Source organism: Chryseobacterium gleum (assembly GCF_900636535.1).
Lineage (GTDB): Bacteria > Bacteroidota > Bacteroidia > Flavobacteriales > Weeksellaceae > Chryseobacterium > Chryseobacterium gleum.
In genome coordinates, this window is the sequence record NZ_LR134289.1 from 1,652,277 (window position 1) to 1,666,924 (window position 14,648).

The following is a 14,648-nucleotide window of genomic DNA, read 5'->3' on the forward strand; positions in this document are numbered from 1 at the left end:
GTAATTTATTATTTACAGACTTACCATGAAGATAGCAGATTTATATATTAGGGTATCAACAGATGAACAGGCTGATAAAGGTTATTCACAAAGAGATCAGCACGAGAGGTTAGAAAAGTATTGCCAGCAGAATGAAATAACCATTGGTCAGGTAATCTTTGAAGATCATTCAGCTAAAAATTTTAATCGTCCTGAATGGAACAATTATATTCAAAATATAAAGAAAAGAAGTTTGCGATCTAACTTGATTTTATTTACAAAATGGGATCGTTTTAGTAGAAATGCAGGTGACGCATATCAAATGATTAAATTGCTTCTAAGCAATAACATTTCGCCACAAGCTATAGAGCAACCATTAGATATGTCAATTCCTGAAAATAAGATGATGCTAGCCATTTATTTGGCTGCACCAGAAGTAGAAAATGACCGACGAGCCCTAAATACTTTCTACGGTATGAGAAGAGCCCAAAAAGAAGGACGACTAATGGGCACTGCTTCCTATGGATATATTAATAAATGCAGTGAAGATGGTAGAAAATATATAGCATTGAAAGAGCCAGAAGCATCAAATATGCGTTGGGCTTTTAATGAGATTGCCAAAGGTAAATACTCTATAAATCAAATTAGACTAAAGATGAACACTATGGCTGGTACTAAAATAAGTAGAACATCTTTTTATAGAGCAATAAAAAATCCATTGTACTGTGGAAAGATATATATTAAGCCATACAAGGATGAAGATGCATGTACAGTTGACGGCAAACATGAAAGTTTAATTTCAGAAAGTTTGTTCAATAAAGTGCAAATGGTTTTGAGCGGTATAACTACAACCGAAAGACCAAAGGGCAAAATTAATGCTGCAAAAGAATTTCCGTTGAGAGGATTTTTGAAATGCCCAAGATGTGGAGGGCATATTTCAGGTAGCGGTTCAAAAGGGAAAAAAAGTATTTACTATTACTATCACTGTAATTCTACTTGCGGCTACAGGTATCGTTCTAATATAATTAATTGTGCATTTGAAAAAGAATTACAAAAATATGAGTATCACGAGGGAGTTAATACTTTACTCAAAGAGATAATCTTTACTAATTTCAAATATATCCAAGAAGATATTGATGCACAAAAGAAAGAAATTTCCAGCCAGATCCAATCCTTAAATAATCGTCTCAATAATGCGAGGGAAAAATATTTAGAAGATAGATTGGACTATGATGATTATCAACTTATAAAAAATGAATGTAAGAAGAAAATTGATGATCTTGAAATCTCTCTACAGAATCATAAATTATCTAATAAAAATTCTGACATTAAGCTCAAGCTTGATCGCGTGATTAAAATCGTCCCAAACCTGTATAAACTGTATGTACAGGGGAATGATGAAACTAAAAACACCATACTGTGTTCGATATTAGCAGAAAAACTTGAGTTTCATGAAAATTCATTTCGAACACCTAAGCTAAATTCCGCACTCTCTCACATATTATTGATTAGCAACAAGTTAAAAGATAAAAAAAAAGGAAAAAGCACTTTTGAAAATGCTTTTTCCCGAAAGGTGACCGCAGAAGGATTCGAACCCTCACTGTCGGAGCCGAAATCCGAAGTTCTATCCATTAAACTATGCAGCCGTATTCATCAGTAATGTATGATAAGTAATGAGTAATACCTGATTACCTGTCATTTACACTTTAGAAAGTAATTTTCACCCCTCCCAGAATCTGTGCACCAAGGACTTTATAGCCTTTGTACGTCTGGTATTTGGAGCTCAGAAGATTATTTCCGAGTGCGAAAATACTGAAATTTTTGTGAATTTTATACTCTGCAGAAAGATTTAAATCAGCATACCCGCCAACTTTATCATTTGTATTCTCCGTAGACTGATAAATTACATTCGGTGCACCTACTGCTTCAATTACATAAGAGTTTGTCGTTCTGTCACTTGCAAAGATTCCTTTAAATCCTAACAATAACTTTTTGTCAAGCATCGTATATTTTGCTCCGATACTTGCATTGAACAAAGGAACGTTATAAATATTGTCATAATTCTTAAGATTGTACTTCGTAAATCTTAACTCTCCGTCTAAAATAAGATTGGCTAACGGGAAATACTGTACGCTTCCTTTGATATCACTTACATTTCCGTCATCATATATTGCAGAGAATGTATTGGCAAAGTTGTAAGCAGAACGGTTAACAGAAGTGTTATCAAAAAGATCATTGGCCTTAAAGAACATAATGTCTCTCATTTTTCCGTAACCTGCAGAGAAGTCGTATTTCAGCGTTTCATCAATATCTCCTCTCAAACCTACATAAAAATGATATTTCGTCTCTGTAGGCTTTAAAAACTGGTCAGAAAGGATGAATGGATTCGTCTGCAGCATATCTCCGTAAGTATTCAGTTTCAGACCACCGTCTACCCCTCCGTAGAATTTAAATTCATTAGCAGCAGCAAACTGGAATTCTGCCTGCGGGAACCAGTAAGTCTTATTATTTTTTTGCTGTTCCAGCTGGTCATTGGAATTCTTAGCATTCAGGAAAGAGAATGAAGATCCTAACATCAAATAAGAGTCTCCTTTTCTGAAGGTCACTTTAGGAGCCAGGCTGGTATTGAAAAAGTTAGCTGAGTTTTTATCCCTGATGGCAAAATCTGTCTTCACAGCATCTAATCCCACTCCAAGATCAGCATTCAGATTGATTCCTGATTTTCCTAATTCAACAGCATGTTTGGAGAAATTGGCAAGAATTGAAACCTGGTTTTCCTGGGCATCAAAATGATCTTTCAGGAAAGATGATTTTACCCTTATATCATTCAGTATTTCATTAGAATAAAAATCATAATACCCGTTTACTTTAAACTGATTGACTTTTTGTTTCAGGTCAAGTTCACCGGTAGGCTGCATAGCATAAATTCCATAATAATTATAGCTGTCCAGACCATATTCAGCATTAAGGTTGAATTTACCCTTTTCGCCGTAAGAGTTTAAGAACGCACCGATATTGGCTGATGTCTGCCCGGATTTCCAGTCATAATCTTTTTTAAGACCATTCGTAGAGAGAACATGAACATCTGCTCCTACTTCAAGCTTATTCTCCAGGGTTTTGGAAACATTTCCATCTACTAAGACTTTCCCATAATTACCCATTCCGAACTGGAAATAGTTATTCTGAGCGGTCCCGTCAAATTTCGGAGCTACATCCTCTCCCTGAATCGTTGAAGTTTTGAAGTCTGAAACAGCAGGAACATCTGTGATAGTATACTTCACAGGATTCTGTGATTTCTCTTCAGGCGGATAATTTTTAATCGTTTCTACGGAAGTTTTCTTCTTCTCGATCTTCTTCACTTCTGGTTCTCTTTTTTTGTTAAGAACCAGTTTTTCCTCCTTGATCTGGGAAAACGCCACCGACGAAACCCCTAAAAATAATATGGATAATATTTGAATTTTCTTGTTCATATTTTCTTTATTTGAAAAAAATATATAACGGGCTTTTATTTATTGGAAGCAATATAACTGCCTAATAAAGCTTTCCCCGACTGTTTTGAAAAAGTTCTCCCCAGTCTGAATATATTAAACAGCCAAAGGCTTTGATAAACTTGTAATTTGTATTGATAATTTTTTGTTTCACTGTTCTCAGCTACATCATAACTGTAAACAATATCGTACGGAAATCCCGAAGGCAGCAACCCGACTGTAATCATACTCCCAATCATTGGGTTTCCACAAGGAGGAGTATAGGTCTTCATCGGATGCAGTGTGATTTTAACTGCATGGGTACTATCTTCCACGATTTCATAAATATCAGAATGTTTTAAAATCTCAAATTCTCTCTTAAGCTCTTTATTCACTACAAAAGCTTTTTGCTTTTCGAAATCAGCTTTTGCATGGTTATACTCTTTTGGATAGGCACTGTACGATGGGATACAGCTCCAGAGTGAAGCCGAAACTAAGAAAGAACAAGCAGCAATTTTAAAACCCTTCATTTCCTATTTCTTAATCTGTTTTTTAACTTCTTTTGCTTCTGCAACAATTTCAGGGAAATCCTTATAATTGGCAATGATCTGATCACACGTATAACTTGCCTGGTAATTATCCTTCAGACCGATATAGTTTTTCGCCATCAATACCAAGGCTTTTGCCCCCCAGAATTCTTCCGAAGCATAGTTGTTGGCAAGCTTAAAGATCGTTTCATTAGAAGACTTGAAAGCCTTTCCTTTATTCTGATAATAGGCTTTAGCATATAAAGCTTCCGCAGCTACCGAAGTATTGGATGATTTTTCAAGAGAAGTATAGGCTGTCTGAGCATCTTTATCTTTTCCTGAATTCATCAGGCTTCTTGCTTTGATCACCTTCGCAGTTTCAATAACGGCTGCTGAGTTTTTAGAATTGGCGATTACTGCATTGGCTAGTTTTTCAGCTTCAGAGAAGTTATTTTCTTCTGCATACAGCTTCATCAATTCAACGTTCGCATAGTTTTTAATGCTGATATTGGAAGAATTTTTAATGCCTTCAAGGTACTTTTTGGCTTCCGCTTTATTCCCTTGTGCAAGGAAGATCTGAGCTAAACGAGTTTGTGCGTCATCCTGGTAATCGTTCTGAATTCCAGCAACTTCCTGAAGTACAAGTAAAGCTTTAGTTGAATTATTGGTCTGGTAATAACTTTCTCCCAATTCATACTTCGCCTGATACAATCCTTCCCCTGTCGGGTTCTGTGTCAGATACTTTTCGTAATAAGAAATGGCGTTCTTATAATCTTTCTTCGCGAACAGCTGTTTACCTGTTGATAAGTTGATCTCATCAATTTCAGCAGCATCTACATTTACCCCAATATTTCTTGCGAAAGTTTCATAGCCTGAAACGTCTCCGTTTTTCGTGAAGATAGGTTTGGCAGCCTGAACCACCTTTTGAGCATATGCTGTATTTTTATACTGTTCACCCAAAGATTTCAATTCAGAAAGTGCTTTATCATTCTGATTCTGGTCAATATAATTCTGTGCTCTGTAGATAGAAGCATTCGCGATCAGATCTTTGTCGGAAGAACCTTTAATTACTTTTCCGAAATAATCATTGGAATTCGCAAAATCATCCTGAGCAGCGTATGCCGTTCCTATTTCGTACTGAGCATCATCGTAATATTCAGAATCAGGGTATTTTGATAAAAGGTTTTTAAGGTTGTTAATTTTTGCCTGCGTATCCCCTTTGAATCCTAAAGCCATTGCTTTCTGATATAAAGTATAATCCGTGGCATCTTCATTTTTATCATAAATGGCAATCGCTTCGTTCAGATCATTGTTGGCATAATGGATATCTGCAAGACGAAGTTCTGCATCATTTTTAAATTCAGGTTTAGGATTGGCAAGATACTGTTTGAAATATGTGGCAGCCTGATCAAATTTTTTGGATTTGAAATAGGCATATCCTAAGTCATAAGGAAGTTGCTGCTTTTCAGGGAAGTTTTCGTTTAAAAGTTTTTCATAACGAACAATGGCAGACGGATAATTTCCTTTCTGGTAATACACCTGTGCCAGCCAGTATAAAGCTCTGCTGTTAAATTCTTTATTGATATTGAAACCAAGACTTCTTAAGAAATACTTTTCAGCTTCATCATAATTTCCTTTATTGAATTCTTCAGTTCCCAATAAATAAGAAACTTCCTGATCTACCTTGTTGATCTCAGGAGTTGAACTCTGCAATCTGTCAATCGCGTTCAGCGTTTCTTTATAGTTTCCGGAATACAGATAAGATTTCACCAGTAATGACCGCATTTCTGTGGCATTGGCACCATTCTGATTTTCGTTGATATAACTTTGAATAACTGCTGAAGGACTTTCAAACGGGTTACCGATGTCATAACTTAATTTAGCGTACTGCTCATGAGCCAGTTTTTTCACTTTCGCATCATAATCCATCTGGTAAGAAGAACGGAATGCAGAAAGGGCTTCCTGCTTTTTATCAACTGCCAGATAAGCATTTCCTAACTGATAGTAAGCATTTTGTGCTAAAGCAGAGTTGCTGTTCAGAAGCTGGTTGTAATAAGAAACCGCTTCATCATATTTTTTCAGCTGTGCCGCCACAAATCCCATCTCATACAAATCGTTTTCAGATGGATTCTGCTGTACGCTCAGATAATCTTTTAAATGCGGATATGCAGCGGTGTAATCATTCTTCATGAAGTAACTCTCCCCGATGATCTTATGAACTTCCGCTTTGTAAGAATCCGAAATGTTTTCGTTCAACAGGGCGTTTCCTTCTGTAATAGCCTGATCGTAGTTCTTATCATTATAATACATCTGTACATAATAAGGACGTACAAGCTTTGAGAACTTATCCTGATCTTTAATGGAATCAAAATACTGGAAAGCTTTATCATTTTGCCTGTTGCTGTAATATAAGTGCCCAAGCATATAAGCAATATCTCCTTTCTGAGACTGATCTGCAGTTTTATAAGCTTCTTCAAGAGCATCAGTAGCTCCTTTAGAATCACCCGTCATGAATTTTGCGTATCCAAGCTTAAGAATATACTCAGTATTCTCTTCTTTTGAAAGCTGATACTGGTTCACTTTTTTAAGTGTTTCCAGTGCTTTGTCAAAGTCTTTTTTTGCCAAGTAATAATCAGCAAGCGGAAGATTAGCCTGTGCAAAATAAGCAGAATTAGGATATTCTTTCATGAAAGCAGTTAATCCCTCTTCAGCATGATTTTTCTGAAGAATCACACCAATCACATTATCAAAAAACTGAGCGCCTTCTTTCTTAGAACGGGACAAATTCTGGTTGTAGAAATATTGTCTTGCATATTCGTATTGAGAGGCGTTGTATATTTTGGTCTGATAAAGATTTTCGGCTAGATTAAACCTGTAATTTTCTTTCTGGGTAAAATATTGAGACTGTTGAGCATCGGAGATTCCGAAATAAATGACCGCAGCCGCTAAAAGTATTTTTTTTGATTTCATTCTTCTTGATATAAGAAAATTAGTCTAAATAAGTTAACGAAAATATTAAAAACTTATTGTTTAAGCAAGTTTTAACAGATTTAATGGTTATAAATAACAATTTTATAACAATGTAAATTTTCTCACTGTCCAATGATAAAATTTACTACTTTCGTCTGATAAAATGTAAACAATTTTAATAAACAGTTATCAAAAACTTATTTTAATTTGATACTTTTTCAACAGCAGCTAAAAACATACCATAAATACACCATTCCATGAAATTTAAGATACTTTTAGCATTAATTTTTGTCAACCTTATACAGGCACAAAAATTTTATTTTCCAAAAACAACTGTAACTGACTCTCTTATATTGGAAAAACAGATGCCAGAGCTTGCACAGCAAGTGATTCCTCACCTGCAGTCTGTAAAGTATAAACCGGAAAATACCGTTGATCTTATGGATAATCTTTTCCGTCTGCAGATGGTTGCCCAGGACTACAAAAACTCACTGGCTTCTCTTTCTGAAAACCGTGATCTTTTTGCCGATAACAATATGGGTGGATACAGATATATTGGATTTGAGCTGTACAGCCTTGCAAAGATGGAGCAAAAAGAAAACAACGCCTCTTTTACGAATGCTCTCCAGAAAGTATTTAATCAAAAATATCAGAGCCTTCCTGAAAAACTGATTCCCAGACTTGAGCTCGCTCTTAACGGAGATGTAAGAGAATCCAGAAAACAGTTGAAAAAAGTACTGGATAAACAGAAAGGCAAGGACAGCATCGATTACAGAACCGCTTTGGCTTTATGCAAAAATTATCAGAATTATAAAACCTACTCCGGCATCAAACCTCAGGTTATGCAGCTGCTGGCTTCAAAAGATAATGAAAAATTCATTACTGAAACAAAAGACCTTAAGATCAACGGAAATACCTTAACCATTACTATTATCCGAAAAAAGGAGAATACATCTCCTCTTCCTGTTATCTTAACCAATAATATCTATGCAGGTCCCATTGATGGCTTCTTTGGAAAAAGAGCTGCTACTTATGATTATGTAGGCGTTGTAGTAAACACTCGTGGCAAGAGAAACAGCAATGATGCCAATAATCCTTTTGAACATGAATCGCAAGACCTCTATGAAGTGATAGATTGGGTAAGCAAACAGCCGTGGTGCAACGGGAAAGTAGGAATGATCGGAGGAAGCTATTTAGGATTCAGCCAGTGGGCAGCAGTAAAAAAAGTGCATCCTGCTTTGAAAACAATTGTTCCACAGGTGGCAGTAGGCATTGGGATAGATTATCCTGCTCAGAATAATGTCTTCATGAGCTATATGTTGCAGTGGATTCAGTATGTAACCAATAATAAATTTACCGATGAAGCTGATTTTACCAATGCTGTAAAGTGGGATTCTATTTTTACAAAATGGTACAAAAGCGGGAAATCATTCAGATCTTTAGATAAAATAAGCGGAAAGCCAAGTAAAATTTTCCAGCGATGGCTGGATCATCCGGGATATGATGAGTACTGGCAGAAAATGGTTCCTTACAAAGAAGATTTTTCTAAAATCAATATTCCGATCCTGACGACTACAGGATATTATGACGACGATCAGATTGGTGCATTGTATTATTTTAAACAACATCATCAATACAATAAAAATGCAGATCACTATCTGGTAATAGGTCCTTACAATCATGGAGGAGCACAAAGTTTCGGGTTTACGTATGTGAATGGTAATCCTATTGATCCGGTGGCCAGAATAAGTATTGATGATCTTGCTTTCTCATGGTTTGATTATATTCTTAAAGGAGGTAAAAAGCCAGAAATTTTAAAAGATAAAATCAATTTTCACGTCATGAATACAAATACGTGGAAACATGTTGCCGATCTTGACAAAATGCACAATTCTTCCTTGAAATTTTACCTTCAAGACACAAAAAACACTTCTTCAGTATTCAGCAAGCCGGAAAGTCATAGCTTCACCAGGCAAACCGTCGATTTAAAAAACAGGAATCAGAAAGACACCTATTATAAAGTCAGCAAAAAAGACAGTATCAAAACAACGAATTCTGTTGCTTTTGAAAGTGAAGTACTTGACAAAGATATCGTCATGAGCGGAAATATGTCAGGAGTTTTCAATGTTTCGGTCAATAAAAAAGATTTTGACACGGATACTTATCTGTACCAGATTTCTCCGGATGGAAAATCCTATTTACTATCAACTCATATCGTGAGAGCAAGCTATGCAAAGGACAATGAAAACCGGCAGCTTCTTGAACCCAATAAAATTGAACAGATTCCGATTAAGAATTCGTATGTTATGAGCAGAAAGATAGAGAAAGGAAGCAAATTTCTTTTATTGGTTGGTGTTAATAATAATCCTAACTGGCAGATTAATTACGGCTCAGGTAAGGATGTAAGTGATGAAACAATAAAGGATGCCGGGGAGCCGCTGGAGATAAAATGGTACAATGACAGCTATGTAGAAATCCCTGTCTATAAAGACTAAAACTTTTTGTTTGAGCATTTTTGCTTAAATGTTGTTAACGACTGTTAACATCAAAATAAAAAATCATTACATTTGCTTTTTTTCAAATCAAATATAGTTATTGAATGAGTCAACTTTTTAGAAGAAAAATCTATTCAGATACAGATACTTCGACGGGGCTTTTAAGGGTCTTAGGTGTGTGGGACATTGTTTTTTTTGGTATTGCGGCCATTATTGGAGCTGGGAGTTTCAGCAGTTTGGGAGAAGCCGTTTTCAGAGGGGGTCCCGGTGTTATCCTTCTATATTTGATTTGCGGTTTTGCCTGTGGGTTTACCGCGTTATGCTATGCTGAATTTGCCAGCAGAATTCCTACTGCAGGTTCTGCTTATACCTATGCTTATGCCAGTTTTGGAGAGCTTATAGCCTGGGTAATTGGCTGGGCTCTGATCATGGAATATTCTTTTGGAAATATTTACGTAGCCTTTTCCTGGTCAGACTATTTCACCAGCTTCCTGGGACGTCTTGGAATGCACATTCCTGATTATCTGACCTGCAGCTATACCGAAGCAAGGAAAGCCTTTCAATATGGTTCAGAAAATAAAGAATTATTAAATGCATGGAAAACAGCGCCGTTAATCGGTAGTCTGAAGTTCATTGTAGATATTCCGGCATTGGTTATCAACGGATTGATTACATGGCTTTGTTATGTAGGAGTAAAAGAAAGTAAAAATTTCAACAACTCATTGGTGATCTTAAAACTCGGTGTTATTTTATTAGTTATTCTGGTTGGTTTTGCTTACATCAACACTGAAAACTGGACTCCTGTAAGTCCTGCAACCGGAACACCTTCCTTTATGCCAAATGGTTTTGCCGGAGTAATGAGTGCCGTATCCGGAGTATTCTTTGCGTATATCGGATTTGATGCATTAAGTGTACTTTCTGAAGAGACCAAAGATCCACAGAAAACTTTACCAAAAGGAATGATCATCTCTCTTGTACTGTGTACGGTAATTTATATTGCTTTAACACTGGTATTAACGGGAATGGTAGACTATAAGAAATTTGATGGTGTGGGAGATCCGCTTTCATTCATCTTCGAAAAAACAAATGCCAATGTAGCATGGATGGAACTTGTGGTTTCTTTCGTTGCTATTGTAGCCATTACTACAGTATTATTAGTATTTCAGATGGGACAGCCTAGAATCTGGTATGCCATGAGCCGTGACGGACTGATGCCTGCAAGATTTCAAAAGATACACCCTAAGTATAAAACGCCATCCTACGCAACCATCGTTACCGGAATTGTAGTGGGGATTCCTATCCTGTTTACAGACAAAACTTTTATCCTTGACTTTACGAGTATCGGGACTATTTTTGCCTTTGTGTTAGTATGTGCCGGAGTACTTCTTCTTCCTGCCAAAGAAAAAATAAAAGGCAGATTTCACCTTCCTTATGTGAATGGTAAAATCATTTTCCCTGTTGTTTTTATTGGTGGATTAATTGCTTTCTATCAATGGCAGCCGGAATTTTTTGACAATCTGATGAACTGGTCAGATCCCAATGAAGGAGAATTCAGAGCTTCTATATTCTTCTTTATCATCATCAACCTTATTCTGTGTGTTGTAGCGTTTATCAAAAATTTATCATTGATTCCATTGGTTGGATTAAGCTCATGTCTGTATCTTCTTACGGGAATGAGCCACGAGAACTGGTTCTGGTTCGGGATGTGGTTCCTGATCGGAATGGTTATTTATTTCTGCTACGGATACAAAAACAGTAAACTGGGAAAAGAATTAAAGAATAGCTAAATCATAATTGGCAAAATTGCGAAAAGGCAAAATGGCAGAAATGTTAAACCCGATGGAGAAACTGATCTGCGATTTTGCCATTTTTATTTTACCTCTGATAAAAATCGGCAGAATTATTGCTTTAGCTTCACAAGAACCCATAAACTAACCGCCATGGCTGAAAGAATCAGAACATACAGAGAATTTTATCAGTTTTATCTTACTGAACACAGTAAAACGGGAACCCGGATTTTTCATTTTATCGGAACGTTTCTTGTATTTTTCGTTATAGGATATGTTATCAGTTCAGGAAAAGAAAGATTTTTATGGTACATTCCTATTGTAGGCTACGGATTTGCCTGGTTCAGTCATGCCGTGATTGAGAGAAATAAGCCTGCTACGTTTAAATATCCTTTATGGTCCTTAATCTCAGATTTCAGACTGTTTTTTGAACTTTTGATTGGGAAGCAGAAATTCATAATGCCTAATAATAAACCCCAGAATCCATAAGGGTTTAAAATTTAAACCCTTATTTGAATAATTGAGATTCCTTGCTTTGCTCGGAATGACAAAAGTACCGTTGAAATTTTATCGAAGATAAAATCCTTGCGTCTTACATACATATGGCTTGTAATATCTTAGTGACTTTGCGTTTTCCAACTTTCTGCTTATGAATAATATTGGGATTGCTTCACATTCGGTTCGCAATGACTATGCTTAGGAAGAGTTTTCGGACGTCTGAAACTTTATTGTTTTTCAAGGATATCGTAGTGAACTGTGTTTGCTATTTTTTCAGCAAAAGCATCGCCATCTACTTTTTTTCGTTCAGGGATATAACTTGAAAATGTAATCGTGTTATCTTTATTCATTATTACCACTACTTCTTCAAGGATATTCTGGTCATCTACATAAAACTGGATCCTGTTTTCTACGATTCTCCAGAAAGAAAGTCTGGGCTCGGACGGGCTGCAGTTTCCCACACTTCCTTCTGTATAATTATAAACAGCAAAACCATCTTCCCTGATGGCATAATTTCTCATCAGACGGCAGTTATCGAATTCTTTTATCACTTTCTCTTTCCCTTCATAAAATCCAGCTTCCTTCAGTTTCCAGAATCCTGTAACATTTTCTTTGGTTATTTTTTGTGCATTAATCAGAGATGAGACTGCAAGAAAAGAAGCAAGACAAAATACCTTAAACATAAATATGTGTTTTTTTAATAATTAGAATAAAATAATATAAAAGATTTCCGCGGGCGGCTTCGCCGCCCGCGGAAATCTAAACCTTCAATATTGAATCCTTACCTTTAAACTTAAAGGATCTTATTTAAATTTTTTCTTAAAACTGAATTTAAGTCTGTTCATCAGGCCTGGTTCGATAATATCAATTCCCAAACCGTAATTACTGTCGGCAATGGTATGATGATCTGTTCTGAACTGTTCAAACTCATTCTGAGGAATTTCAATATTAATCAGAGGACTATATTCTATATACACGCTTGCTCCGTTCTTATGTACTTTTTTACGACTTTTATAATCAAAATACGGATTAGAAATAGTGCTTTCCTGAATCGTATATTTTTCTTCAGTATCAATTTTATGATCTGTATGCAGGTTGATCTCGTATTTCTCGCTGTCGAAATTATGCCAGAATGGTAAATCTTTATGCATGAAATCCCTCGCACTTGCCTTCACCACATTTCTGTCAAAATACATCAGGAAACGATTCTTTTGAGGATCTACAAAATAAGGATTCTCAATAACAGCAGAATATTGAATTCTGACTTCATTCAGCTTCTTATCATCACTTACCACATCAATAGCTGCATCTTTAAACACATCCCGTACATCCGTACCATTCCTGTCTCCTGAATAGTTAAGCGCATAGAAAAGGAAACTGTTCCAGCTGTCAATAATTTCCCTTTTATTCGTACTCTTAAAATACCTTCTCATCGCATTGGCTCTGTTTCCTTTGTAAGTGGTTGACAAAGTAAGTTTTCCGGTATTGCCCTGTGCACTGAAATCTACTTTTTCATCGATACAGAAATAAGGGAATTTATAAGGTTTTCTTACCTGCAGTTCCTGATCTTTTTTCACTTCCAGATAATGCATAAAATATATGAATCCGCGGTTTTCTATCAATCCGAATTCATCACGGATAGTGGCATCAATAAAATATTCCTGTCCTTTGTAATTTACTTTTACCACCACGTGATTAAAGCTTAATAACGATGGAAGATAATACTTGATATAATAATCTGTGTTGAAATTCACCAGTACAACAGAAGCTTCAACGCCGATATAATCAAGAATCACTTTCAATAAAACCGATTTTGCCTTACAATCTCCTTGCTTGTTTTCATAAGTTATTGAAGGTTCCTGTGGCTTATGCCCGTTCATCTCATCTGCATTGAAGATATAATAAATATGATTCTGAACATACTCTATGGCAAACTGAAGTTTTTCGTCCTGATCGGCAATGGCATCCAGTTTTTCAACAAGATTCGGAGCAAAATCCTTTAGGGAAGCTTTATTGAAAATTTCCTCATAGAAAGGGACAATATAATTAGACAGATCTTTCCAGTTGCTTTCTGTAGCAAAATCCACATAAGGAAAAATCTCACGTCCTGAATCTACAGGATTGATATAATTCTGTTCTTCAATAACGAAGCGTTCTCCTTTTTTCAGATGGTTTACTTGCGGCTCAAGGACATTGCCTTGTTCGTCTCTGAAGAAAGTTTTTTTGTAAGCAATTGTCTGTTCACGTTCATTGATGAAGGTAAATTTAAAACTTCCGTAAGCCCAGTAATTATCAGGACTTACCCAGACGTATTTAGAGAATTCCTTTCTCAGGAAATCACGATCAGTAAATTCTTTAATCCTTGAATCCTCTAAAATGAGTATATCATACAATCTCAGATCTTTAATGGTAATATTGATCTTTTTATTACTGCTCAGAACACCTCCGCTGCTCTGGTTTTCACTGTCAAGGACTTTGATTTTCGTATCCGGAATCTTATCAATCAGCACCCCGTCTCTCAGAACGCTGATTCTGTGGATCTGGTATACTTCGTTTTCTTCCACAATAACATCAGAAACAGAGGCTCTTTCCAGATTTCCGGGTTCATTCAGCGTATAGGCCATGCAGACATATTCACTGTTTTCCGTATTGCTTGTATAGTATTTTTTATCCAGAAAATAGCAGTAATCCCTGCCCTCATCAATTTGTTTTCTGGCAAATTCTGAATCTTTGATCCGACTTATGATTTCCTCATCTCCGATATTTCCTGCCCATATTTCAGGTTTTTGAATCCTGTAATTTTCAACTTGCATTTGATTATCCATATTCATTATAAGAATTATATTTTGGTTAGTGTTTAAGAAATTCAAATTAAATGATTAAAAAAGTAAAAAACAATAGCAGAAGTACTACAAATTCAGTATT

At 36.0% G+C, this 14,648-nt stretch carries 8 protein-coding genes, 1 tRNA gene and 1 pseudogene; 4 read left to right on the top strand and 6 right to left on the bottom strand.

What is annotated here, in order from left to right; translation table 11 throughout:
• Window positions 1-25 precede the first annotated feature (25 nt).
• Window positions 26-805 (top strand): annotated as a pseudogene (locus tag EL165_RS26625) (recombinase family protein); the annotation flags it as partial.
• Window positions 806-1,553: 748 nt separating this feature from the next.
• On the opposite strand, the gene EL165_RS07620 reads toward EL165_RS26625, so the two are convergent.
• The 4 genes from EL165_RS07620 to EL165_RS07635 form a co-directional block, all read right to left on the bottom strand.
• A tRNA-Arg gene (locus EL165_RS07620) sits at window positions 1,554-1,625 on the bottom strand.
• A gap of 60 nt (window positions 1,626-1,685) precedes the next feature.
• Window positions 1,686-3,449 carry a TonB-dependent receptor gene (locus tag EL165_RS07625; protein WP_002978084.1) on the bottom strand — a complete coding sequence of 588 codons (1,764 nt, stop codon included), beginning with the start codon at window positions 3,447-3,449 and terminating at the stop codon, window positions 1,686-1,688.
• Between the two features lie 35 nt (window positions 3,450-3,484).
• Complete coding sequence (locus EL165_RS07630) at window positions 3,485-3,976, bottom strand: hypothetical protein (protein WP_002978083.1); 492 nt, start codon at window positions 3,974-3,976, stop codon at window positions 3,485-3,487.
• Between the two features lie 3 nt (window positions 3,977-3,979).
• Window positions 3,980-6,943, bottom strand: a complete 2,964-nt coding sequence (locus EL165_RS07635; protein WP_002978082.1) for a tetratricopeptide repeat protein — start codon at window positions 6,941-6,943, stop codon at window positions 3,980-3,982.
• Between the two features lie 257 nt (window positions 6,944-7,200).
• On the opposite strand from EL165_RS07635, the gene EL165_RS07640 reads away from it, so the two are divergent.
• The 3 genes from EL165_RS07640 to EL165_RS07650 all read left to right on the top strand — a co-directional run bounded on the left by EL165_RS07640 (window position 7,201) and on the right by EL165_RS07650 (window position 11,714).
• Window positions 7,201-9,438 carry a CocE/NonD family hydrolase gene (locus EL165_RS07640; RefSeq protein WP_002978081.1) on the top strand — a complete coding sequence of 746 codons (2,238 nt, stop codon included), beginning with the start codon at window positions 7,201-7,203 and terminating at the stop codon, window positions 9,436-9,438.
• A 104-nt stretch (window positions 9,439-9,542) separates the two neighbouring features.
• Window positions 9,543-11,225: an APC family permease gene (locus tag EL165_RS07645; RefSeq protein ID WP_002978080.1), complete on the top strand. Its 1,683-nt coding sequence runs from the start codon at window positions 9,543-9,545 to the stop codon at window positions 11,223-11,225.
• A 153-nt stretch (window positions 11,226-11,378) separates the two neighbouring features.
• Window positions 11,379-11,714, top strand: coding sequence for an Mpo1-like protein (locus EL165_RS07650; RefSeq protein WP_002978078.1), 336 nt, complete (start codon window positions 11,379-11,381; stop codon window positions 11,712-11,714).
• Between the two features lie 236 nt (window positions 11,715-11,950).
• Here the strand turns inward: EL165_RS07650 and EL165_RS07655 are convergent, their stop codons facing one another.
• Together EL165_RS07655 and EL165_RS07660 are read right to left on the bottom strand one after the other, a co-directional pair.
• On the bottom strand, window positions 11,951-12,406 hold the full coding sequence (locus EL165_RS07655) for a lipocalin-like domain-containing protein (RefSeq protein ID WP_002978077.1): 456 nt from the start codon (window positions 12,404-12,406) through the stop codon (window positions 11,951-11,953).
• Window positions 12,407-12,526: 120 nt separating this feature from the next.
• Window positions 12,527-14,548: a DUF3857 domain-containing protein gene (locus tag EL165_RS07660; protein ID WP_081457783.1), complete on the bottom strand. Its 2,022-nt coding sequence runs from the start codon at window positions 14,546-14,548 to the stop codon at window positions 12,527-12,529.
• Between the last annotated feature and the right edge of the window lie 100 nt (window positions 14,549-14,648).

Excerpts from the sequence above, each read along its gene's own strand:
- EL165_RS07660 (WP_081457783.1), bottom strand. The coding sequence starts at position 14,548 with ATGGATAATCAAATGCAAGTTGAAAATTACAGGATTCAAAAACCTGAA.
- EL165_RS07645 (WP_002978080.1), top strand. The coding sequence starts at position 9,543 with ATGAGTCAACTTTTTAGAAGAAAAATCTATTCAGATACAGATACTTCG.
- EL165_RS07640 (WP_002978081.1), top strand. The coding sequence starts at position 7,201 with ATGAAATTTAAGATACTTTTAGCATTAATTTTTGTCAACCTTATACAG.
- EL165_RS07655 (WP_002978077.1), bottom strand. The coding sequence starts at position 12,406 with ATGTTTAAGGTATTTTGTCTTGCTTCTTTTCTTGCAGTCTCATCTCTG.
- EL165_RS07630 (WP_002978083.1), bottom strand. The coding sequence starts at position 3,976 with ATGAAGGGTTTTAAAATTGCTGCTTGTTCTTTCTTAGTTTCGGCTTCA.
- EL165_RS07650 (WP_002978078.1), top strand. The coding sequence starts at position 11,379 with ATGGCTGAAAGAATCAGAACATACAGAGAATTTTATCAGTTTTATCTT.
- EL165_RS07625 (WP_002978084.1), bottom strand. The coding sequence starts at position 3,449 with ATGAACAAGAAAATTCAAATATTATCCATATTATTTTTAGGGGTTTCG.
- EL165_RS07635 (WP_002978082.1), bottom strand. The coding sequence starts at position 6,943 with ATGAAATCAAAAAAAATACTTTTAGCGGCTGCGGTCATTTATTTCGGA.